The sequence below is a fragment of the Pontibacter sp. LHS1 genome, from assembly GCF_058932855.1.
In genome coordinates this window covers 796,719-821,100 of sequence record NZ_JBZYWF010000001.1, presented here as the reverse complement: position 1 = coordinate 821,100, position 24,382 = coordinate 796,719, and the positions used below count along the sequence as shown (strand labels likewise).

Annotated in this window: 15 protein-coding genes; 11 read left to right on the top strand and 4 right to left on the bottom strand. The window is 52.0% G+C overall.

The window, feature by feature from the left end:
* Positions 1-22: 22 nt before the first annotated feature.
* The gene (locus AC5FXQ_RS03570) at positions 23-2,848 is read left to right on the top strand and encodes an FAD-binding and (Fe-S)-binding domain-containing protein (protein WP_493601114.1); all 2,826 of its coding nucleotides are present in this window, start codon (positions 23-25) and stop codon (positions 2,846-2,848) included.
* Positions 2,849-2,920: 72 nt separating this feature from the next.
* On the opposite strand, the gene AC5FXQ_RS03565 is transcribed toward AC5FXQ_RS03570, so the two are convergent.
* From AC5FXQ_RS03565 to AC5FXQ_RS03555, 3 genes are all read right to left on the bottom strand, one after another.
* Positions 2,921-3,664, bottom strand: coding sequence for a DeoR/GlpR family DNA-binding transcription regulator (locus AC5FXQ_RS03565; RefSeq protein WP_493601113.1), 744 nt, complete (start codon positions 3,662-3,664; stop codon positions 2,921-2,923).
* Between the two features lie 539 nt (positions 3,665-4,203).
* Positions 4,204-5,379: an acyltransferase family protein gene (locus AC5FXQ_RS03560; RefSeq protein WP_493601112.1), complete on the bottom strand. Its 1,176-nt coding sequence runs from the start codon at positions 5,377-5,379 to the stop codon at positions 4,204-4,206.
* 89 nt (positions 5,380-5,468) lie between these two features.
* Entirely contained in the window at positions 5,469-8,516 is a 3,048-nt protein-coding gene (locus AC5FXQ_RS03555; RefSeq protein WP_493601111.1) for a serine hydrolase domain-containing protein, read from the bottom strand.
* 706 nt (positions 8,517-9,222) lie between these two features.
* Here AC5FXQ_RS03555 and AC5FXQ_RS03550 point away from each other — a divergent pair.
* The 10 genes from AC5FXQ_RS03550 (at position 9,223) to AC5FXQ_RS03505 (ending at position 24,092) form a co-directional block, all read left to right on the top strand.
* Complete coding sequence (locus AC5FXQ_RS03550) at positions 9,223-10,137, top strand: N-acetylmuramoyl-L-alanine amidase (protein WP_493601110.1); 915 nt, start codon at positions 9,223-9,225, stop codon at positions 10,135-10,137.
* Between the two features lie 24 nt (positions 10,138-10,161).
* Positions 10,162-11,508 (top strand): D-alanyl-D-alanine carboxypeptidase/D-alanyl-D-alanine-endopeptidase, encoded by a 1,347-nt coding sequence (locus AC5FXQ_RS03545; RefSeq protein ID WP_493601109.1) that lies wholly within the window; start codon positions 10,162-10,164, stop codon positions 11,506-11,508.
* A 234-nt stretch (positions 11,509-11,742) separates the two neighbouring features.
* The gene (locus AC5FXQ_RS03540; RefSeq protein ID WP_493601108.1) at positions 11,743-12,762 is read left to right on the top strand and encodes a dipeptide epimerase; all 1,020 of its coding nucleotides are present in this window, start codon (positions 11,743-11,745) and stop codon (positions 12,760-12,762) included.
* A complete protein-coding gene (locus tag AC5FXQ_RS03535) occupies positions 12,762-13,844 on the top strand; it encodes an aminotransferase class I/II-fold pyridoxal phosphate-dependent enzyme (protein WP_493601107.1) in 1,083 nt (360 codons plus the stop codon). Before AC5FXQ_RS03540 ends, AC5FXQ_RS03535 begins: the two co-directional genes overlap by 1 nt.
* A gap of 60 nt (positions 13,845-13,904) precedes the next feature.
* Positions 13,905-15,164, top strand: a complete 1,260-nt coding sequence (locus AC5FXQ_RS03530; RefSeq protein WP_493601106.1) for a DUF819 family protein — start codon at positions 13,905-13,907, stop codon at positions 15,162-15,164.
* Positions 15,165-15,247: 83 nt separating this feature from the next.
* A complete protein-coding gene (locus tag AC5FXQ_RS03525; protein ID WP_493601105.1) occupies positions 15,248-16,456 on the top strand; it encodes a C40 family peptidase in 1,209 nt (402 codons plus the stop codon).
* A 323-nt stretch (positions 16,457-16,779) separates the two neighbouring features.
* A complete protein-coding gene (locus AC5FXQ_RS03520; RefSeq protein WP_493601104.1) occupies positions 16,780-18,033 on the top strand; it encodes an ROK family transcriptional regulator in 1,254 nt (417 codons plus the stop codon).
* Positions 18,021-19,994 carry a glucosamine-6-phosphate deaminase gene (gene nagB / locus AC5FXQ_RS03515; protein WP_493601271.1) on the top strand — a complete coding sequence of 658 codons (1,974 nt, stop codon included), beginning with the start codon at positions 18,021-18,023 and terminating at the stop codon, positions 19,992-19,994. The genes AC5FXQ_RS03520 and nagB overlap by 13 nt, the downstream gene beginning before the upstream one ends.
* 336 nt (positions 19,995-20,330) lie before the next feature.
* Entirely contained in the window at positions 20,331-22,670 is a 2,340-nt protein-coding gene (locus AC5FXQ_RS03510) for a glycoside hydrolase family 20 protein (RefSeq protein WP_493601103.1), read from the top strand.
* 123 nt (positions 22,671-22,793) lie between these two features.
* Entirely contained in the window at positions 22,794-24,092 is a 1,299-nt protein-coding gene (locus tag AC5FXQ_RS03505; RefSeq protein WP_493601102.1) for a sugar MFS transporter, read from the top strand.
* A gap of 122 nt (positions 24,093-24,214) precedes the next feature.
* Here AC5FXQ_RS03505 and AC5FXQ_RS03500 read toward each other — a convergent pair whose 3' ends face one another.
* A complete protein-coding gene (locus AC5FXQ_RS03500) occupies positions 24,215-24,364 on the bottom strand; it encodes a hypothetical protein (RefSeq protein WP_493601101.1) in 150 nt (49 codons plus the stop codon).
* Positions 24,365-24,382 lie beyond the last annotated feature (18 nt).

Sequence of the window (24,382 nt, the reverse complement as noted above, 5' to 3'; positions counted from 1 at the left end):
AAGTTCTTTTGTTCTCATGCTTATGAATATAGCATTGCTTTTGGAGAGTGTGTTACCAAAAGCGCGCATTCGGGCACGCCTGATCGATGTCGTGTCCTACGCTTCTGACGCGGGCTTTTACTACCTAAGGCCGAAGGCCGTGGTGCAGCCGGTGTCGGAGGAGGAGATCAAACATTTATTTGCTTTCTCGCACCAGCACAAGGTGCCTCTGACCTTTCGTACGGCTGGTACCAGCCTTTCAGGGCAGTCGATTACAGACGGCATACTGGTTGACCTGAGCCAGTACTGGAACAAAGTGCAGGTAGAGCAGGAGGGGGCACAGGTAAGGGTGCAGCCCGGTGTGATCGGTGCCATTGTGAATGCGCACCTGCGTCCGTTTAAGCGCAAGATCGGTCCGGACCCGGCCAGCATCAACTCGGCCATGATGGGTGGGATCCTCTCTAATAATGCCAGCGGGATGTGCTGCGGCGTGAGCAAGAACTCCTACCACACCACGAAGTACATCAGCTTTGTGCTGCCCAGCGGCCAATGCTTCACCACCGAAAAACAGATCGACTACCTGCGCTTCAGCGAGGAATGCCCTGAGCTATACCTGACACTTCAAAAGATCAAGCAGCAGATTCGCAACAACCCGGAGCTGCATTACCTGATCCGGCACAAGTATAAGACTAAGAACACGGTCGGCTACTCCGTCAACGCCTTTATCGATTACGAGCACCCGCTCGACATCATGGCGCATTTGCTGATCGGGGCAGAAGGTACACTCGGCTTCATCGCCGAGGCCGTGTTGCAGACCGTGCCTGATTATCCGGCCAAGTCGACGGCACTTCTATATTTTCCTGATATCTATGCTGCCTGCCAGGCCATTGTACCGCTCACAGAGGCGGGTGCCGAGGCAGTTGAACTGATGGACCGTGCTTCGCTGCGCTCTATTGAGCATATGGCGGGTGTTCCGGCTGTGATCAAAACACTGCCTGATACGGCAGCCGCTTTGCTGGTAGAGTTTCAGGCGAACACGCACGAAGAGGTGCAGGAGAAGATCCTGAAATTTATGGCGCTGGCACCGGAGCTGGCTTTGCTGGAGCAACCTGTTTTCACAACCGACCCGATCGAACAGGGCCTGTTGTGGAAGGTGCGCAAAGGTATGTTCCCGGCGGTGGGTGCTGTGCGGGCCAGCGGTAGCACCGTGTTGCTCGAAGACATCGCCGTGCCGGTTGCAAAACTCGGTGACGCCATCCTTGACCTGCAGAATCTTTTCCGCAAACACGGGTACCTAAACGCTATTATTTTTGGACACGCCAAGGACGGCAACATCCACTTTGTTGTCACGCAGGCCTTCGACACACCGGAAGAAGTTACCCGCTACGACCGCTTCCTGAAAGAAGTGGTGAAGCTGGTGGTGAAGAAATACGAAGGCGCCCTGAAAGCCGAACACGGTACGGGTCGGAACATGGCGCCGTTTGTGGAGACGGAATGGGGACCAGAGGTATACCGCATTATGAAAGCGCTCAAACAGGTGGTTGATCCGGAGAACCTGCTCAACCCTGGCGTCATCATTAACCACGACCAGAACGCACACATCCAGAATCTGAAGGACCTGCCGAAGGTGGAGGAGGAAGTGGATCGCTGCATGGAATGTGGTTTCTGTGAGCACAAATGCCCGAGCCGAAACATCACCCTGACGCCACGGCAGCGTATTGTGGTGCGCCGGGAACTACTCAACCTGCAACGCAGAGGCAAGAAGAAAGAGCACAAAGAACTGCTGAACCAGTACCAGTACGACGGGCTGGATACCTGTGCAGTCGACGGCCTCTGCGCCACTGCCTGCCCGGTCGACATCAACACCGGCGATTTGGTGAAACGCCTTCGCCGCGAGAACCACAGTGAGCTGGCAAACCAGGTGGCGCTGATGGTGGCGAAGAATTTCAGGCCTGTTTCGTCAGCCGTTAAATTGGGCCTGCAGGCAGGAGCGGGTGTGAACAAACTTTTGGGTGCGAATACCTTGGGCAGATTTACCGAAGAGGTGAAAGATATGATTCCTTCTTTCCCACTCTGGACAAAGCAACTGGCCCCGGCTCCAGGTATAGCCCGGTCTATTGCCCATGCGACAGCTCCTGTGGCAGAAGCCGCTGTAGTCTACTTCCCGACCTGTATTTCCCGCACCATGGGTGCCGCTGAGTCGGGTAAGAAAAACATCATCGACACGTTTAAAAGTGTATCAGATAAGGTAGGGCTGAAGTTTACAATTCCGCAGGATGTGCAAGGTGCCTGCTGCGGACAGATCTTCTCCTCGAAAGGGTATAGCCAGGCTTTCGCCTACACCGCCAACGAAACAATAGAGAAGGTGTGGCGATGGACAGACAAGGGCCGTCTGCCACTGGTGCTCGACATCACATCCTGCACCCAAACCCTGCAAAGCTGCCGTCCGGTGCTCACCGCTGAGAACAAGCAGAAATTCGACAGCATCAAGATCATCGACAGCATCGACTACATTGCCGACTTCATTCTGCCGAATGCCACTGTGCAGCGCAAAAAAGCGAATGTGGTGCTACACCCGGTTTGCTCCCTGCAGAAAATGGGGCTGGAGGGGCGTTTTGTAAGTATAGCAAGGCAACTAGCTGATGAAGTAATTGTGCCGATGCACGCCGGTTGCTGCGGTATGGCTGGCGACCGTGGATTCCTGGTGCCGGAGCTAACAGCATCTGCTACGGCACCTGAAGCGGCTGAGGTGAAACAGCGGGAGTATGACGGATATTATTCTTCAGGCAAGACCTGCGAAATGGCCATGACGGAGGCGGTTGGTCGTAACTACGAGTCGATCGTTTATCTGCTGGATGAGTGTTTGTAGAATGCTCGTGTGACCATAAAACAAAGAGGCCCGTTCAAGTAACGGGCCTCTTTGTTTTAGACTATATAATTTTTAAACTGTCTCAACGACTGCTGCATACTCTCTCAGACTTGCGTCTTCCGGATTTAGGTCCGTTACCAGGTAATGAATGGAGTTGAGGTCGCATACCTTCATATTCTGGTCGGAGCCGAGTTTTTCGGCGATACTCATGATGGCAGTCTTTTTGGCAGAACGGATCATTGCTTTTTTCACCTGCACTACTTCCCAGTCAGAGTCTGTCAGGCCGTCTTCTACGGAGAGAGAGTTGGTGCCGAGTATACAAAGGTCCACCTTGATCTCAGAAAGCTGGTTTACCACCTGCGCCCCAATCATGATGTGGGAGTTCTTGGAAAGCTGTCCGCCCAGCAGGATCACGTTGATATTCGGGCGCTCGGCCAGTTCCAGTGCTACCAGCGGGCTCACCGTAAAGAACGTGCAGCGCAGTGTGTCGGGAATCATGCGGGCGACTTCAATCATGGTCGTGCCACCGCCAACGAGTATGCTCATGCCGTCTTTTAGCAGGTCAATTACCTTCCGGGCAATATCTTTCTTCGACTCCTTGGCATATACCTCCGATTGGCTGAACGGGTAATGAAATGACTTCGACAAAGCGCCTCCGTGTACCTTCAAAATCTGACCGCTTTCTGCCAGTTCGTTCAAGTCTCTTCTAACCGTATCTTCCGATACATTGAGCTTCAAACTCAAATCCGATGAAAGCACCTTGTTGTGCAGGTTGATCTGCTTTATGATAAAAGCCTGCCGTTCTTCCTTAAGCATTCTGGTCGTATTTAATCTGTAAAAATCAAATATAGATTTTTTTCTGAAAATATACTGTCTGAATCAGGATTTTCAGGATTAAAGAGGGCCTCTATCCCCACGGATTGACAGGATTTATGGAATGGAATGTTTAATGTGTAGGGACAGGTCGTGACCTGTCCAATCGTGCACCAGCAAAAAACTTGATGATTACAAATGGTCTTCGGGACATCCATGTCCCGAAGCTTTATACAGGGGCCCTATCCCCACTGTAGGGGACTTCCTGGTCCCCATGTGCTGGTAAACGCGGACTAGAAAGTCCGCAGCAGGATAGGATTCGGACAAGGATGTCCGAATCAGCTGTAGTTCACTGTATATATCAACCCTGTTTCATTGCACAGTCATCGCGCGGACAGGTCGCGACCTGTCCCTACGGTATATAAATCCTGTGAATCCGTGGGGATAGAGGCCCTCGTTTAATCCTGAAAATCCTGATTCAGACAAAATGAAAAGCCTGCCCCACTAATGGAACAGGCTCTCAAAATCAGGCACGTTATACCCTAGACCTTCACATAAATCTTCTTCTTATCCATCCAGAAGCCGATTACCCACATGGTTAGCATATAGGCTAGTGCGAACAGGAGTGATGCTGTTTTCCCTTCAGACCAACTCAGGAATAGATGGGTGTAGAGCCACTTCTGCAAACTCATGTCGTCAATCCGGATGAAGTTGAGCAGCTTGATCACCAGCGTGGCAAAAGCGAAGATGAAAAGCGGGTTCTTACCAAAGGCTTCAAAGAAGTAGGACCACTTCACAAAGCCCAGCACTTCGATAATCAGCATTAGTCCACCAATCAGCATCACGCTTAAACCCACAGAGTGCAGCACGTAAGAACTTGTCCAGATGGGCTTGTTGATCGGGAAAGCGAAGTCCCACACGAAAGCGATGGCTACCAGTGCGGCACCGGCCAGGTTGAGTTTGAAGACAGTGCTCAGGTTGTTGCCGTTCTTCTGGATAAACAGGCCTGCGAAGTAACCAGCGATCACATTCACGGTGGCTGGCAGTGTGCTCAGCAGTCCTTCCGGGTCGAAAGGTATGCCGAAGCCTTTGTAAAGGTTGGTTTCAGGTATGATCAGGTCGTCGAACTTGCGGGCGGCGTTGCCAGCGAGGCTGTACGGGTCAGCGGAGTCGCCGAAGAAATACATCACAGCCCAGTAGCCCAACAGTACCACTACACTGAAAATGGCAGCTCCCTTGAATTTTAGATAGTGCACCGCCAGCGAAGCGATGAAATAGCAAAGCGCTATACGCTGTAACACACCCATAATTCGAACCGCCGTGAAATCCTTCATGACGATGGCGCCTTCCGGATTGCGCATCACGAATGGAAAGAGATTCAGGAACAGACCGATCAGAAAGATAAGGGCCGTGCGCTTGAGCACCTTGCGCAGGAACACACTGTCCGGCTGCGTCTCGAATTTGCGCATGCTGAAGCTCATGGCGTTGCCTACCACAAACAGGAAGGACGGAAATACCAGATCCGTTACCGTGAAGCCGTGCCAGGCGGCATGTTTGAAAGGAGCATAGATGCTGCCCCAACTGCCGGGATTATTCACCACGACCATTAAAGCAATGGTGAGGCCGCGGAGCACATCAAGTGAAAGGTAACGCTCATACGTTTGAGGTCTGAGTAAACCAGCGTCTGTCAGGGGAGGGGCTGTCGAGAGTTTAGTCATGGTATAAGGCGGTTAAGGTATAGCGTGTTTCGGAGAGGTATAAAAAGATAGCCGCCCCGTTTTTACCCGGGACGGCTATACCTTATATTTTAATTCACAGAAGCTTCTGCAGGCTGTTTCTCTTTGCTCTTGCCCATGGCGTCGTACACCACTTGCAGCACACCGGTGCGGGTATTGAGTTTGCTCAGCTTGTTGTTCTCGCGGGTAGGGTTCACGCGGTTGCTCAGGAACACATACACCAGGTTATTCACCGGGTCAACCCAGGTATAAGTACCGGTAAAGCCGGAGTGACCGAAGCTTTCTGCCGGAGCACTTGGGGCAGCGTTGCTGTTCTGTGCTCCTGGTTTGGCAGGACGGTCGAAGCCGAGGGCGCGGTAGTTGCCCTGGTCGCAGAACTGGCACTTGCTATACTCCTTCACCACGTTCTCGCCAATGTAGCGCTTGTTGGCATACAGGCCTTCGTTCAGGTAGAGGTGCATGAGTTTGGCTACGTCATTGGAGTTGCCGAAAAGACCAGCATGACCGCTTACACCGCCCAGCATGGCAGCGCCCTCGTCGTGCACGGTAGTATGCAACAGCTGCTTACGGAAGTGTGGCTCAAATTCAGTTGGTACTACACGAGAGGCTGGATAATGTTTATAAGGATTGAACGTCAAAGTTGTCGCGCCGATTGGCTTGTAGATCATGTTTTGCAGGTATGTCTCAAAGCCCACGCCAGTGATGTTTTCTACTACTTTCGGAGCCAGAATAAAGGACAAGTCGCTGTATACATAGCCTGGTTTTTCGTTCAGCGGCGATTCCATGATCTCCTTGTAAATCTTGTCGGCGTACTTGCGGTGGATGTAGAGGTTGTTGGCTACTCTGATCGGGAATCTTCTTGTAGAATCCGCCTTAAACGTACGCCACTTGAAGTTACCGTTTTTCCTCACGGTCTCTTTCCAGAACGGGATCCAGGACTTAAGTCTGGCCTGGTGCGTGAGGATGTCGCGGTAGTTCAGATCAGCTTTGTTCGTGCCGGCAGCCATTGGCAGGTAGGTGCCCAGCGTTTGGTTCTCGTCAAAGCGGCCTTCCCCTTTCAGGCGCATCAGTGCTGCCATGGAGGTGCTGATTTTGGTCACGGAAGCAAGGTCGTAGATATCATCTATACGCACCGGTTGTTCCTTGTCGTAGGTATGGTATCCGAAGGCTTTGTGATAGATCACTTTGCCGTCTTTGGCCACCAGTACCTGTGCACCCGGTGCAGCTTCTTCACGAATAGCCTGGTGCACAAGCGAGTCTATACCTGCCAGGTCCTGCGACTTTAGACCTACGGCCTCCGGCATGGAGTAAGCCATGCGCCAGCCACCTCTGGTCAGCAGACCATCATCAATCTTAAAGGCGTTACTCACTGTAACAGGTAGTTTGCCTGTAGCGCCTATACCTCCAAAAATCAGCTGTGAAACAAGATCCTGCGTGGTGGCATTTTCCTGGTAAGCGGCAATCACGGCGTCGGCTTTATCGAGGCTCTCCATTTCGGCGAGGCTGTACACGTTGCCAAACACACTCACGATCGTTTTCTTGTTACGGATAAGTTCTTTCAGGAACAGGTTCATCTCGGCGGTGATACCGAAATTGCTACTGCCCGCCTTCAGCTGCAAGGAGTGCACACCTGCGATGATCAGGTTGTAGTCCTTTAGTTTTTCCTTCATAGCCAACAGTTCTTCAATAGAGTTGGTCGGCTGCAGGAAGAAGGTATCTACTTGGGTATAGCGGGCCAGGTCGCGCTGGAAAGCAGTTTCTTTTTTCGTGCCAATTGCCAGTGCAGCTACTTTTAACGTGTCGAGTGTCTGGATCGGCAGGATGTGGTTTTTGTTGCGCAAGAGCGTGAGCGAAGCTTCGGTCAACTGACGGTTCAGATACTGCGCATGCGGATTGTTAAGGTCGGCGATCAGGTTTTTGGTTTCGATCGGCTTCCACTTGTCCAGTCCTACCCATTGCTTGGCAGCCAGCACTTTGCGAACGCGGAAGTCAATCTCATCCTGTGTGATTTCTTTGTTGGCAATGGCTTTTTTGACTTCCTGAATGGTTGTTTTCACATCCATCGTGTTCAGCATCACATCGTTGCCAGCTACCAGAGCTTTCACATCCACAACTCCCGGCGGGTAAAATTTGGCAACACCCTGCATGTTGAGGGCGTCGGTGAATACTAAGCCTTTGTAGTTAAGCTCGTTTTTAAGAAGGTCAGTAACAATCGGCTTCGAAAGGGTAGAAGCGAGGTTTGGTGTGTTGTCGAGTACCGGGATGTTCATGTGCGCCACCATCACGCTGCCCAGGCCTTTGTCCATAAGGGTGCGGAAAGGGTGCAATTCGATAGAGTCAAGGCGAATGCGGGAGAAGTTGATGAGCGGAAGGCCGTAGTGCGAGTCCACGTTGGTGTCGCCGTGGCCCGGGAAGTGCTTGGCGCTGGCCAGCACGCGGTTGTCCTGCATGCCTTTCATGTACGCCAGTGACTTGCTGGCCACATTATGTTTCTCTTCGCCGAAGGAGCGGAAGCCGATCACCGGGTTATTTGCATTGTTGTTAATATCCACAGTAGGCGCAAAGTTCACGTGCACACCCAATCGCTGGCACTGACGAGCGATCTCGGCACCCATCTCATAGATCAGGCGCTCGTTGTCGATGCCGCCCAGGGCCATTTGGTATGGGAAACGGATGGTGCTGTCAAGGCGCATGGCCAGACCCCACTCACCGTCAATGGAAATCATCAGCGGCACTTTGCTTTCCTGCTGGTAGCGGTTGGTCATCTTGGCCTGACGCACCGGACCTCCCTGGAAGAAGATCATGCCGCCAACCTTATAGGTCTTCACGATGTTGCTGATCGAGTCGATGTGCGCCTGGTTTTTGTTAGAGTACACTGGAATCGAGATCAGCTGGGCAATGCGCTCTTCCGGCGTCAGGGTTTTCATGACAGAGTCAACCCAGCGGCTGTTGATATACTGCAGGAATTCAGCGTCGCGACCCGGCGTGTAGCTGGCAGCAGTCGCTTTTTGGGCAGTAGCCTTGCCTGTTCTTGCTTTGTTGGTCTGGCCTTGCAAGTTGTTTGTGCCGAAAATCAGCAGCAGAACAAAGGCCATTGAGAAGTAATAGGATGGTTTCAAGGTGATATAGGTTAATTTAATATCAGATACACTGCAATTTAACAGTTTTCAGGTATATGTATTTTTATTTGCGGTAATTTTTTAAATTCCTGCAAATAAAAGCAATATTAGGGGCGTCAAGTTATTAAGGGCTAAAGCCAAATATACGATGTTGCGGTGGGTATACCTATAGGTATGGGGTATTGTCAGAATCAGGATTCTCAGGATTAAAGGATTGACAGGATTCTCGTGAACGATTAACACACCTCTGCCCCTCTCAAGAGGGCCCTACCCACAAAGGGGGCTTTTCTGCCGTTGCCGATTTATATGTATAGGTGTTGTAGTTACTGATGTTATTCCGCTGGCACGCATTGAAAGGCTAACTTGCTCCTCAAGCTATGCAACAAGTAGCATTGGCCATGTGCACCAAACGACGCTCCACTGTTTGAGCGTTCAGCGAGTTTGGAGCGTCTTGATTTTTTTGCTTACTGGGGGTAGGGGCCCTCGATTTTTTCATCAAGGAAAAAAGTAAGGCCCGCCCGGCCAGGGCAAACTACAAAGCAATACTAGTTGCTATAACTACAGCCACCACTACGCCAGTTACAAACTGGCCCCATGCACAACCACAAGTTACGCTTCGCTAAACTTGCGGTATGAACAGGTAAAAGCAGTACTGACAGGTATAGCCAATACAGATTTAAACATTTACTGAACAAGTAAACACGATATGAAACGCATTCTAACGCAAGCACTGAGTCTCTTACTAGGCTGCGGCCTACTGGCAAGTTGCGCCACAAACCCTTACGCCGCAACTAACAAGTCCTATAAAAAACAGGCTAAAGCATACGCCAAGTCGCTGCGAGCTATACCTGCGGCACCTACCGGCGAACATACCTATCCGCAAGGCGATTACTGGGTAGGCACCACCAATTTCAACCTGCGCAAACCAAACTATGTGGTCATTCACCACACGGCACAAAACTCCACGGCGCAAACCCTGAAGACCTTTACCATGCCCTCTACGAAGGTGAGTTCGCACTACGTGATTGGGCGCGATGGTAAGGTATACCAGATGTTACACGACCACATGCGTGCCTGGCACGGTGGCGCTGGCAAATGGGGAAACAACACCGATCTCAATTCCTCTTCCATAGGTATAGAGCTCGACAACAACGGTTCAGAGCCTTTCCCGGAGGAGATGATCAACAGCCTGATCGCGGTGCTGGGCAAACTCAAAAAAGAGCACGGTATACCTACAGAGAACTTCATCGGTCACGCCGATATCGCGCCGGTTCGCAAAGTAGACCCGAGTCCGATGTTCCCGTGGAAGACGCTGGCCGACAATGGCTTTGGCTTGTGGTTTGACGAAGACGTGCTGGAGAAAGAACAAGTCCTGCGCGAAGTGCCTGTAGGCGGTGAGCAAGATGCTTCGCCTTTGCTCGTAATGGAAACCGTGCCAAGGTATACATTGCCCGAGCACTTCAGCCCCCTCGACGCCCTGCGCATCATCGGCTACGACACCCGCAATCCAGAGGCTGCTGTGCGGGCTTTTAAGATTCATTTTATACAGACGGATGTGAATGCGCCGCTGACCGAGGACGAGAAGCTGATACTGTATAACCTGTATCAGAAGTATTTGTAAATTGGGATAATCAAACCACACCCTATGACCAAGCCACTACTCCGCTATACCTTAAAACTTATACCTTGTCTCAGCTTGCTCTTTCTGCTTGGCTGTAGCGCGGCCAAACCTGTGGCGGAAGCGCCTGCGCCTTACGGACCAGCGGAGATTAAGCGGCAAGTATTGGAGGTGGAGGCGCTGCAACAGAGTTTCGTAGGCTTTGTGCTGTATGACCCGGAGCTGGGCAAGGCGGTGGTGGAGCACAATGCCGACAAGTATTTTGTGCCGGCGTCCAACACGAAGCTGTTCACCTTTTATGCGGCCTCCAAAATGCTGGGTGATTCTATACCTGCCCTCAAATATGTAGCGAAAGGCGACTCGCTGATTTTCTGGGGCACCGGTGATCCGACCTTCACACACATGGACCTGAAGAACAGCATTGCCTACGATTTTCTGAAGAACCGCAAAGAGAAGCTTTACTATATCGAGGCCCCCATGACCAGCACGCCCTTCGCCACCAACTGGGGCTGGGATGACTACAACTATTACTATCAGCCGGAGCGCAGCTCTTTTCCGATTCACGGCAACATCGTGAAGTTCAAAAAGGACAGCACCACGGCCTACACCACTACACCGGCTTTTTTCCAGAAGCACGTAAAACCTGATACTTCCAAAAATGCCCACCGCGACACCTTCCGCAGGGCATGGCGCAGCAACGACATCGCCTACAATCCGAAGCGTGCTGCGATTGCTTTCTCGCAGGAGGTGCCTTTCATTACCTCGCCTGAGCTGACGGTGCAGCTACTGGCCGACACCCTGAAACGCCCTGTAAAACTGGTAAAGCGACCTATACCTGCGGGTGGACAAATTCTCTACGGCCTGCCCGCCGATACTGTGTTCAAACGTATGTTGCAGGTGAGCGACAACCTGATGGCCGAGCAGTTAATGATGCTGAGCTCCGGTACTTTTTCGGATACCCTGTCAGTAGAGCGGGCTATCAAGTATGCCGTGAAAACTTACTTGTCCGATTTGCAGGATGCGCCGGTATGGATTGATGGCTCGGGCCTATCTTCCATGAACATGTTCACGCCGCGCAGCATCATTGCGCTGTTGCAGAGGCTGCATGCTGAGCGTCCAAGAGAAAAGTTGCTGCCCATGCTGGCCGTAGGTGGCAGACCGGGTACATTCCGGAACATCTACAAAGCAGAAGTGCCTTTCGTGTTTGGCAAATCCGGTACGCTCTCGCACGTACACAACCAAAGCGGCTATATCATCACAAAGAGCGGCAAACTGTTGATGTACAGCTTTATGAATAACAACTTTAAAACGTCATCTTCGGAGATAAGAAGCGCTATGGAACGGATTATGACGGAGGTGCACGAAAAGTATTAATATAAGGAAGCCCTCGCTCGCGGGACGCGAGTGTGAGCTATTTTGCGGACTTCCCGAAAGCATTCGGGATCTGATTGGCCGCTATACTCTGTGCCTCTGGCACAAGTGGCGGGACGCCACTAGAATACCTCACACTCGCGGGGCTCGAGCGAGGGTAGCTGAAAAACAAAAAACAATCAACAATTATCAACCAACAAACTAACCCATACCTGACCACACAAACAAACCAATACTATGTTGAAACTAACAATACGCTCCTTTGACCTGCCGCTGCGGCACACCTTTACCATTTCCTACGACTCACGCGATGTGCAGCCAACCATGATTGTGGAGCTGCAGCACGGGGAGCACAAAGGCTACGGCGAGGCGACCAGCAATCCCTACTATGGCTTCACCATCGAGAGCATGACTGCAGCGCTGGAGAATATCCGCGAGCAAATAGAGTCGACCGAGCTGACTTCACCAGAGGAATTCTGGGCGCAGATGCAGCCACACCTGGCTGACAATCCCTTTGCTCTCTGCGCACTGGACCTGGCTGCCAATGACCTGTTCGGCAAAATGAAGGGCCAGCCGCTCTACAAAATATGGGGTTTGGAGGCAAAGAACATGCCGCTGACAAACTATACCATCGGTATCGACACGGTGGAGAACATGGTGAAGAAGTTGCAGGAAATGCCGTGGCCGCTTTACAAGATCAAGTTGGGCACGAAAGAAGACGTGGCCATCATCAAGGAACTGCGCAAGCATACCGATGCGATTTTCCGTGTGGACGCTAATTGCGCCTGGGGTGTAGAAGAAACCATTGAGAACTCAAAGCAGCTGAAAGAATTGGGTGTTCAGTTTATCGAGCAGCCCATGAAAGCCGACGACCTGGAAGGTATGAAGCAGGTATATGAGCGCTCTGAGCTGCCCCTAATTGCTGACGAAAGCTGCATTACCGAGTCTGACGTAGCCAAGTGCCACGGCCTGTTCCATGGCGTGAACATCAAACTAGTGAAATGCGGTGGCCTGACGCCTGCCCGTCGTATGATTGCCGAAGCCAAGAGCCTGGGCATGAAAGTGATGGTAGGGTGTATGACGGAGTCCAGCGTGGGTATATCGGCCATTGCGCAGCTACTGCCGATGCTCGACTATGTGGACATGGACGGCGCCCTGCTGCTGAGCAAGGACATTGCCACTGGCGTGACCATCGAGCAAGGCAAGGTGAGCTATAGCGAAAATGTGAACGGCACAGGTGCCGCTCTTATAGCATAATGGCCAACAAGGTATACACAGATCAGCTGCCGGGCCGCACCTTGGTGGTGAACGGAGAGGAGTTCCTGTTCTTTAGCGGGACCTCCTACCTTGGTATACCTGTCAACGAAGCTTTCAGGCACTGCGTGCTGGAGGGGATGGCCCGCTATGGCACCAACTACTCCAGCTCCCGCAACTCCAACCTACAGTTGCAGGTGTTCGGGGAGGTGGAAGCGTATTTGGCGAGGTATACCGGAGCCGAAGCGGCTTTCACCATGTCGTCAGGTTACCTGGCCGGGCAGGCGCTGGTGCAGGCTTTGCAAGGGAGTGGCCATTTCATCTATGCTCCCAACACACACCCAGCCCTTTGGCGCAGCACCTCCGACGAAGTCAACGGCGATTACGATGCCTGGGTTGGTCCGATGCTGCAGCAAGTGCAGAATTCGAAGGAGCAGCATATCATTTTGGTATGCAATTCCCTCGACCCGCTCAAAGCCCGCAACCACGGTTTTAGCTGGCTAAGTGCTTTGCCAAACGACAAGCAAATCACATTGATCGTGGATGATTCGCATGGTTTCGGGGTAACGGGAGAGGATGGAGCGGGTGTGTATGCGCAGCTGAAGGCGCGTCTACAGTCCAATGTGCAACTGGTGGTGGCAAGCTCAATGGGGAAAGCCCTGGGTATACCTGCCGGTGTGGTGTTGGGTGATAAAGAGCTGGTTGATAAGTTGCGGCATAGCCATTATTTCGGTGGAGCGTCACCGGCTATACCTGCCTACCTGTATGCCTTTTTGCGATGCGAGTCCTTGTTTAAGGAAGCGCGGCAGAAGCTGTTTTCAAGCATTGCCCTTTTTCTGCAGCATTTGGAGCGACCGGATCAATTCAGTTACTTTGAAAGATACCCGGTATTTGGGGTGCATGACCATCACATGGCGGCGTACCTGCAGGAGCACGGAGTGATTATCTCCAGCTTCCGATATCCGACACCGGCCGATGACCCGATCACACGGGTAATCCTGAGCAGCGCGCATCGGGAGGAGGATGTGCTGCGACTGGCAGCGTTGATCAATCGCTACCCTGTGGCGCAGCGGGCAAATGGCTAAAGCAATAAGCTTATCAATATTTTAAACTAATTCCTCTTGTAAAGGGAGATCAAACACTACATGGAAGAAACTACCGCTGCAGCACCACTTATCACCAACGATGCCGTCGTGCTGGGCATTCTCGTTGTCATACTAGCTATTATATTTAAGACATCGTCCAGCGAACGCACTGTCTTCAAGAAATTCTACTCGGTGGTGCCCTCGCTCTTGCTGTGTTACCTTATTCCGAGTTTGCTGAATTCCCTGAACATCATCTCTGGTGAAACCTCGTCGTTGTACGGGATGGCGTCGCGTTACCTGTTGCCAGCGAGTTTGGTGCTTTTCACTATCAGTCTCGACCTGAAAGAGATCTGGAAACTGCGCCACAAAGCGGGACTTATGTTCATTACCGGTACGGTCGGTATTGTGATTGGTGGTCCGCTGGCAATCCTTATTGTCTCCACTTTTGCACCCGATGTGGTGGGAGGAGCGGGGCCTGATGCCGTCTGGCGCGGACTTACGACCATTGCAGGCAGCTGGATCGGCGGTGGTGCCAACCAATTAGCGATGTTCGAGATCTTTCAGCCTAGCCCGAACCTGTTCTCTGCCGTGATTGCCGTGGATGTGATCGTGGCGAACATCTGGATGGCAGTATTATTGTACGGATCAGGGAGATCAGAAAAGATAGACGCTTTCTTTAAAGCCGACAGTTCGGCTGTAACTAACCTGAAGAATAAGATTGAGCAATACCGCAAGAGTATCATGCGGGTGCCTACCATGCCTGATCTGATGCTGATAGCAGGTATAGGTTTTGGTCTGACGGGGCTTGCACACTTCTTTGCGGATATCATCGCTCCCTGGATTGAAGCGAATGCACCAGAGTTGGCTCGTTTCAGTCTCACCTCCGGCTTTTTCTGGCTGGTGGTGCTGGCTACCACTTTTGGTATGCTGCTTTCAACTACCAAAGCCCGTAATCTGGAAGGAGCGGGTGCTTCGCGTGTTGCCAGTATATTCCTTTACATCCTGGTGGCGACGATCGGTATGCAGATGGATGTGACGGCCATCGTAAGTCAGCCGGGTCTGTTCCTGGTGGGCATTATCTGGATTTCGGTGCACATGCTGCTGCTCTTTATTGTGGGCAAGCTCATCAAAGCACCGTTCTTCTTTCTGGCTGTGGGTAGTCAGGCCAATGTGGGCGGCGCGGCCTCGGCTCCGATTGTGGCGGCGGCCTTTCACCCGGCACTGGCTCCTGTAGGCGTGCTATTGTCTATTCTGGGTTATGCCGTGGGTACCTATGGGGCTTATATCTCAGGTATACTCATGCAGCTCGTGGCGGAGTAGCGAATTATTGTTAATGTATTAATGTTCAGTATGTAATGCTGTTGTCAGGCCTCGGCGCCTGCCCACATTTTAAAACCTATACTATGATTAGAAAGAGTCTTTTTGCGTTGTTGCTCCCACTGGTGCTTTCGGCCTGTGCAGGCACACAAACCACGACATCTGAAACTGCAACTACCGCAAGCGCTGCTACCGCTGTTTCTCCTGCCAAGGTGCACATTGATGCCGTGCGTCAGCAGTTCGCCCCTGATAAGCGTGTAGCGCTGTTTGATGTGGAGCCTAATGGCAACGTGCTGCGTGGCGAAACCAATATGCCGGAAGCCAAAGCGGATCTGCTCAAGCGTCTGCAGGCGGCCAATGTTTCGTTTGTAGACAGTATACAGGTGTTGCCGGAAGCAGAACTGGAAGGTAAGCATCAGGCTATCGTGACGATCTCGGTTGCCAACCTGCGCTCGCAGCCAAAGCACTCGGCCGAGCTGGCTACGCAGGCGACCATGGGTACGCCGCTTAAGGTATGGAAGAAGCAAAATGGCTGGTACCTGGTGCAGACACCTGATCAGTACCTGGCCTGGGTTGATTACGGTGGCGTAGCTCTGATGGACCAGACCGCCTTCAACAACTGGCAACAAGGCAAAAAGCTGATCTACACCAAAACTTATGGCTTTGCCCATGCCGCGGCAGACAAGAACGGTACGACTGTTTCGGATATGGTGTATGGTGACGTGATGGTGCTGAAGAATAAGACGAAAGACTTTTATGAAGTGGCTTTCCCGGATGGACGGACTGGATTTGTGTCTACTGCCGAAGCCATGGATTTCAAGGAGTGGGTAGCCACCCGTAAACCGACTGAGGAAAACCTGGTGGCTTCCAGCAAAGAGATGCTGGGTATGCCCTACCTGTGGGGCGGCACTTCTGTGAAAGGGATGGACTGCAGCGGCTTTACCAAAACGATCTTCTTTATGAACGGCCTGGTGCTGCCGCGTGATGCATCGCAGCAAATACATATTGGTGAACTGGTGCCTACTGATAAGGGTTGGGGTGAGCTTCGTCCGGGCGATCTGCTGTTTTTTGGTGTGCCTGCCAAAGACGGTAAGCCGGAGCGAGTGGTGCACGTAGGTATGTGGATCGGTGGCAACCAGGAGTTTATTCACTCCGCCGGCCGCGTGCGCATCAACAGCATGAATCCGTCAGCTGAAAACCATGATGCTTCTGAACTGGCCCGTTTCCTGCGTGCCAAGCGTATTTCGCCGGAAGCAACGCTGGTAGACTTGCGTCAGAAGCCGCTGTATGAATAAGGTATAGCAAGGGACCAATAGAAAGGCAGTGGCGAGAGCTACTGCCTTTTTTTTGTGGCTGCTGAGTAGTGAGAGTTTCATAGTGTATTAAGAATCATCTCTGTAGATGGAGTGGCCCTATCTCATGGTGCGGTTTCACTATAGCTCTGATATGAGTTTTACTCCGTCGCAACTGATCAAGTTTTGATAAAAATTACACTGAATGTGAACTATTAAATTATTTTTTATTCAATTGATTTATACTTTAATAAAAATTTAAGAAAAGTTTTTGGATATAATCTCTTAATCCTCGTACTTTATAGTATCACACCAACACTGTTAGCATGAGCGCATTCCTGGCACTGGAAGAAGGATATCTGGAGAAGCTGAACCACGTGGAACGGAAAAAGCATTTGCAGAAGATCAAGATCGTGCGGCACTTGTATGTAAAAGGCGCTCGCTCTAACGCCGACATCTGTAACCGCTTCAGTATCAGTTCGCCAACCTCCATGGCTTTGCTCAACGAGCTAATGGCTGAAGGGCTGGTGGAGAAGCAGGGGCGTGGCGAATCAGTAGGAGGGCGAAAGCCGGAACTGTACGGACTGCGCAATAACTCACTTTTCGTGCTGAGCATTGAAATGGAGAAGTTTAGCACCCGCATGGCCATTTTCGATGGCAATAACAACAACATCACGGGTATCCATACCTTTCCACTGAATCTTTCGAAGGATCTCAGCGCTATTGAGGAGCTGCACCAACATGCCAGTAGCTTGGTGCTCTCGGCAGGTATAGACGCTGACAAGTTGATGGGTATAGGCCTTAGCATGCCGGGACTGGTGTCTTCCCGCGAAGGCGATAGCTATACCTATTTGCTTACGGGTCAGAATGAAACGCCGCTGCAGGATCTGCTGGCGCTCAAGTTCAGCAAGCCAGTTTACATCCAAAACGACGTAAAAAGCATCACCCTGGCAGAATACCGCTTCGGGGCAGCGCAGAGCAAGCGCGACGTGCTCGTACTTACGCTGGACTGGGGTATTGGCCTTGGCATCATCATGGATGGCAAGCTGCGTGTAGGCACCTCGGGTTTTGCGGGCGAGTTCGGCCACATACCTTTTATCGATAACGGTGTGCTTTGCCACTGCGGCAAGCGGGGTTGTCTGGAAACGGTAGCTTCGGGAAGTGCGCTGGCACGCATGGCCCGCGAAGGGCTTCAGGCGGGGCAGGATACTTTGCTGAAAGCGCTGTCTGACCACGAACCGGATAAGATCAAACCGCAGGCCATCATACAGGCTGCACACGAAGGAGACCAGTACGCCATCAACATACTGGCCGAAACAGGGCGGAACCTAGGCAAAGGCATCGCCATGCTGATCCAGCTGTTTAACCCGGAGCTGATCATCATCGGGGGCAAAATGGCCGAAGCCAGGCAGTACCTCACCACCCCGATCCAGCAATCGATCAACACTTATTGCATGACGCAGCTGCGTGAGCGGACCGAAATTGCGCTCTCTAAACTGGGGCAGGAGGCAGGTATACTAGGGCCGGTGGCCACGGTGATGGAGCGCATTTTTGAACACCGCATTGAATCAACCAAATAACAGAACAACGAAACACAACATCACATTATAGCACAAATAAAATGGCACGATTAAATCTTCTGGAAGAAACCCGATTTGAGAAGCTTCCGGTTACTGTTTACTCCGATGAATATGTCGCTTCCGTGAAAGTGGCCCAGCGCATTGCGGAGCTGATCCGATACAAGCAGGGGCGCAACGAGAAGGCTGTGCTCGGCCTGGCCACCGGTGCCACACCGGTCAAGGTATACGGCGAGTTGGTGCGCCTGCACCGCGAAGAAGGCCTGAGCTTCCGCAATGTGATCACCTTCAACCTGGACGAGTACTATCCGATGCAGCCAACTGCGGTGCAGAGCTATGTGACGTTCATGAACGAGAACCTCTTCGACCACATCGACATCAACAAAAACAATGTGCATATACCTGACGGTACCCTGCCGCAGGAAAGAATCCATGACTATTGCCTGGAGTATGAGCGCAAGATCGAAGCCGTGGGCGGACTGGATTTGCAGCTGTTGGGTATCGGTCGTACAGGTCACATCGGTTTCAACGAACCGGGTTCAGCACCAAATTCAGGCACACGCCTGGTGACGCTCGACGACCTGACCCGTCGCGATGCCTCCCGTGACTTTGGTGGTAAAGAGAATGTGCCGCGCAAAGCCATCACCATGGGTATCGGTACCATCTTCAAAGCCCGCGAGATCATCCTGATGGCCTGGAGTGGTAAGAAAGCGCCAATCATCAAGAAAGCCGTGGAAGGCGAGATGTCAAGTGACGTACCGGCTACCTACCTGCAGCTGTCTGATAACGTGGAGTTTGTGCTGGACATGGACGCCGCTTCGGATCTGACCCGCTTCAACACGCCATGGTTGGTAAAAGACTGCGTATGGGATGATACGCTGATCAAGAAAGCCGTAATCTGGCTGTCACAGACGGTGAAAAAGCCGATCCTGAAGCTGACCGAGGAGGATTACAACAACCACGGCATGGCGCAGCTGATCACTGAAAAAGGCACTGCTTACGAGATCAACATAGACATCTTTAACAAACTACAAAGCACCATCACCGGCTGGCCTGGTGGTAAGCCGAACGCCGACGACAAGCGTCGTCCGGAGCGTGCTGAGCCTGCTCGTAAGCGTGTCGTGATCTTCTCGCCACACCCGGATGATGATGTGATTTCCATGGGTGGTACTTTCATCCGCCTGGTAGACCAGGGGCACGACGTGCACGTAGCGTATCAAACCTCCGGCAACACTGCCGTGTGGGACGACGACGTGCTGCGCTACATGGAGTTCGCCATCGACTTCAACAAGAGCATCGGGCAGGGAACGGATCACCTGGAGAACATCTACGAAGACATGCGCGGCTTCATCGAGAACAAGCAGCCTAACCAGCTCGACACGCAGGAAATTCGCGATGTGAAAGGCTTTATCCGGAAGAGTGAGGCCATTGCCGGTGCCCGTTACGCTGGTCTGGATGATGACCACATTCACTTCATGGCGCTGCCGTTCTACGAAACAGGCAAGACAGTGAAGAAGCCGGTAACGGATATTGACGTGGAGCTGACGATGGAGCTGTTGCAGCAGGTGAAGCCGCACCAGGTATTTGCCGCCGGAGACTTTGCCGATCCGCACGGTACGCACATTGTTTGCTTCAACATCGTGCTGGCCGCCCTTGCCCGCCTGCGCGAAACCGAAGAGTGGGCCAAAGATTGCTGGCTGTGGATGTACCGCGGCGCCTGGCACGAGTTCGCCACCCACGAGATCGAGATGGCCGTTCCGCTGTCGCCGCAGGAAGTGGAGCGCAAGCGCAACGCCATCTTCAAGCACCAGTCTCAGAAAGACCGTCCGGTGTTCCCGGGTGACGATGCCCGCGAGTTCTGGGTGCGTGCCGAAGAGCGCAACCGTGAGACCGCCAAGAGCTACGACGACCTAGGCCTTGCCAACTACGAAGCCATGGAAGCCTTCGTGAAATGGAAATTCTAGCGTAGACAATGACAGCTGAAACGAAGCAAATTGCTTAGCTTTGTTTCAGCTGTTTTTTTTATTCTGGAGAGAGGTAACTGCTTCTATTTTTGTCATCCTGCAAGGATCTTGTTGGCAAGTTGCATCGGCTTAGATTCTTGAAGTTAAAGCCTTGTCACGCAGTTGCGCATTTTTAGAGAATGGAGCTGGGTTTGAGCTTTTTAAAATTGGTATAGAGCCTATCTTTGTTGGGTAGGGCTTTTTATCACTATATGAAAGTTGGAGCCGGGTCTCAGTAACACACAAACAGCTATTACATCGCCTTTAACCAACCCAACCATAACACCCGTTTCTGACATGACTTTCAGAAAAAACATTCTCACCCTTTTGCTTTCAATTTTCTGCACGGCAGGTATAGCTACGCTTTCGCAGGCGCAGGTAAAACCCGAGTCGCTGTCGCTGATACCGCAGCCCGTGAAGCTGACCACCCAGAAAGGAGGCTTCCTGGTGCAGCCTTCCACCAAGGTATATGTTGATCCCAAAAATGACGATCTGCTGCGTGTAGGCGAGTTTTTGGCCCAGCACATCGAAGCTGCAATCGGACACAAGCCGGAAGTGATCCAAAAGAAGCCGAAGAAAAAAGAGACCAACCTGATTCATCTGACGCTGAAGACAGAGAACGATACGCTGGGTGCGGAAGGCTATACCTTGAGCGTAGCACAGGGCCGCATAACACTGGCTGCAAAGGAAGCACACGGCACTTTCCTGGGTATGCAGACTGTGCGTCAACTGCTGCCAGCTCAGAAGACGACAGGTTCGGCGCTTATACCTGCACTCCAGATCGTGGACAAGCCCCGCTATACCTGGCGCGGTATGCACCTGGACGTAACCCGCCATTTTTTCCCGGTGGAGTTTGTGAAGCAATACATCGACTACCTGGCTATGCACAAGCTAAACAGCTTCCACTGGCACCTGACAGACGACCAGGGCTGGCGCATCGAGATCAAAAAACACCCGAAACTGACTGAAGTAGGTGCCTGGCGCGACAGCACCCTGATCGGGCACTACTGGGACCTGCCACAGACTTACCGCAAGCGCCGTCACGGTGGCTACTATACCCAGGAGCAGATCAAAGAGGTGGTGCAATATGCGCAGGACCGCTTTATCAACGTAGTGCCAGAGATTGAAATGCCAGGTCACGCACTGGCCGCGCTGACCGCTTATCCGGAGCTTTCGTGTACCGGAGGTCCGCACAAAGTTGAGTCGAAGTGGGGTATTTTCCCTGATATTTTCTGTGCAGGCAACGAGCATACCTTTGCCTTTCTGGAAGACGTGCTAACGGAGGTGATGGAGCTCTTCCCAAGCAAAGTAATCCATATAGGGGGCGACGAAGCCCCGAAAACCCGATGGAAGGTATGTCCGAAATGTCAGAAGCGCATCAAGGACGAAGGCCTGAAAGACGAGCACGAACTGCAGAGCTATTTTGTGCAGCGCATGGAGAAATTCGCTAACAAGAATGGCCGCATCATCATCGGATGGGACGAGATTCTGGAAGGCGGACTGGCACCGAATGCTTATGTCATGTCGTGGCGCGGCACCAAAGGAGGTATAACCGCTGCCAAAGAGAAGCACTACGTGGTGATGTCTCCGGGTTCGCCTTTGTACTTCGACCATTACCAGGGTGAGCGCGACCTAGAGCCGGTTACCATACACGGGTATAACCCGCTTTCTAAGGTATACGCCTACGATCCAACACCTGGCGAACTGTCAGCCGAGGAAAAAAAGTACATCCTGGGTGCGCAGGCCAACATGTGGACCGAATACGTCTCCACGGAAGAGCACATAGAGTATATGGTGTTCCCGCGCATATCTGCTTTGAGCGAAGTGCTGTGGACGCCTGCCAAACTCAAAGACTGGAAAAGCTTCCAGAACCGCATGACGGAGCAGTACAAGCGATACGACGCCATGGGCATCAACTATGCCCGCAGCGCCTTCAACGTAAAGCAGCAACTGCAGATAGACACGGTTAACAACAGAGCCAATGTAACCTTTGAGACAGATGCCGCAGATGTGACCATCCACTATACCCTGGACGGATCGGAGCCAACCACCAGGTCACAGGTATACAAAGGACCGTTCTCGCTAAACAGAACCTCGACCATCAAAGCCGGCTCCTTTGTGAACGGTAAGCTGGTAGGCAAGGTAAGCACCCGCACTTTCGAGGCGCATAAAGGCTTTAACAAAAGCATCACACTGGCTACCCCGGCTCACCAGAGCTTCGCGAGCAAGTCAAAATTGGTGGACGGCCTCAAGGGATCAACTGATCAGTACGACGGCCACTGGGTCGGCTTCCTGGACACAGACGTGGAGGCGATCATCGACCTGGGGAAAGAGCAGCCGATCAAAAGGATAAGCACCAACTTTATGCAGCACATCGGCTATCGTATTTTCCTGCCGGTTCAGGTAGAATATGCGCTGTCAGTAGATGGCATCCGATATGTGACAGTAGACACGATCGACGACCCGAACCCACTGGGAGCAGAGGGTATTACAACCCATGAAGTCGCTGCAACGCTACCGCTCACCCGTGCCCGCTTCGTGAAAGTGAAGGTCCGAAGTGTAGGAGTGAGCCCTGACAAGTATCCGTCTGCCGGACAGAAAACCTGGCTGATGCTGGATGAGATCGTGGTGGAGTAATTTGCAGGTCAAATTTAAAGGTTATAACACCTGATATAAGCGAGATAAATTTTATATTGTACCCTTATTCCCGGGCTTAATCTCCGGAAACAGTTTTGCACCTTATCTATACCTAAACTTATCATGACTAAAGTAGCCCCTTCCACAAATAGCAAAACCGGGCAGGAGAATGCTTCTGGTGGGTATATGCGCTCGATCATCATCATCGGTGCGCTGTTCTTCATCTTCGGCTTCGTTACCTGGCTGAACTCCCTGCTGATTCCCTACCTGGAGATTGCCTGTGAACTCACCAAGTTCCAGTCTTTCTTCGTAACCTTTGCTTTCTACATCGCCTACCTGGTCATGGCGCCGCTGTCTACGAGAGTACTGACGAAGTTTGGCTTTAAGAACGGGATGTCAGTTGCCTTGGTGGTGATGGCAGTTGGAGCGGCCCTGTTTATACCTGCCGCCACGACACGCATCTACCTGATGTTCTTGGCAGGCCTGTTCATCATTGGCTGTGGTCTGGCTATTCTGCAGACGGCTTCTAACCCTTACATCACGATCCTTGGTCCTGCCGAAAGTGCTGCCAAGCGCATCAGCATCATGGGTATTTGCAACAAAATGGCGGGTGCAGCTGCTCCGATTATCCTGGGCTTTTTCCTGAACCTGGAAGATGCGGATAAGCTGAAGTCAGAGGTGCTGGGTATGACGGACGCCGCTCGTGAGGCTGCTTTGAATGAAATGGCCCTGCAGGTGATTCCGCCTTACATAGGTATTGTGGTGGTGCTGCTGATACTCGGATACTGGATCTACCGCTCCAGCCTCCCTGAAATAGACACGGATGCGGAAGATGAAACAGTAGCAGCTGCCAACACCGGCAAGAAAAGCGTGTTTGCTTTCCCGCACCTGTTGTTGGGCGTATTCTCCCTCTTCCTGTATGTGGGTGTGGAGGTAATTGCTGTTGACTCGATTATCAGCTACGGCGTGTCTTATGATATTGCGCTTACCACGGCACAGTACTTTGCCAGCGCGACCATGGTGGCGATGGTCGTAGGTTACATTATCGGTATCATTGCCATTCCAAAGTATATCAGGCAGGAGAATGCCCTGAAGTTCTGCGCTATCTTAGGCGTGGTGTTCTCGCTGGGAGCTATCTTCACGTCAGGTTATGTTTCTGTTGGTTTCATTGCGCTGCTAGGTTTGGCAAACTCCCTGATGTGGCCAGCTATCTGGCCACTGGCATTGGCTGACTTGGGTCGCTTTACCAAAGCGGCCTCTTCGCTGCTGGTAATGGGTATAGCCGGTGGTGCTATTCTGCCGCTGGTATACGGTGCCCTCGCCGATATCATCAACTCACAGCAGGCCTACTGGATCATGGTGCCTTGCTACCTGTTCATCCTGTACTATGCGATAGCCGGACACAAGATCAGAACACGATAATTTTCAGAAGTTCAAAAACAGCGACAGGAGCCCCGAAAGAGGCTCCTGTCGCTGTTTTTGAGATATCGGCAATTTGCTGAGAAGCTTAAGATCTGCAGGTATAGCGCAGGTATATCGTTTTACTATATAGTATTTGGCAAGATTGTTGATTCTGCAGCTACAGTTGTTGTTGCTTCAGCATCTACAGCCTGCGCCTCGTTGTCGTCGCAGGAGGTGAATAGGGCAAGTATGAGTAGGGTCAGCAGCAGCACCCCATATAGTCTGTTCAGCATGGCTTCTCAAGTTTACGG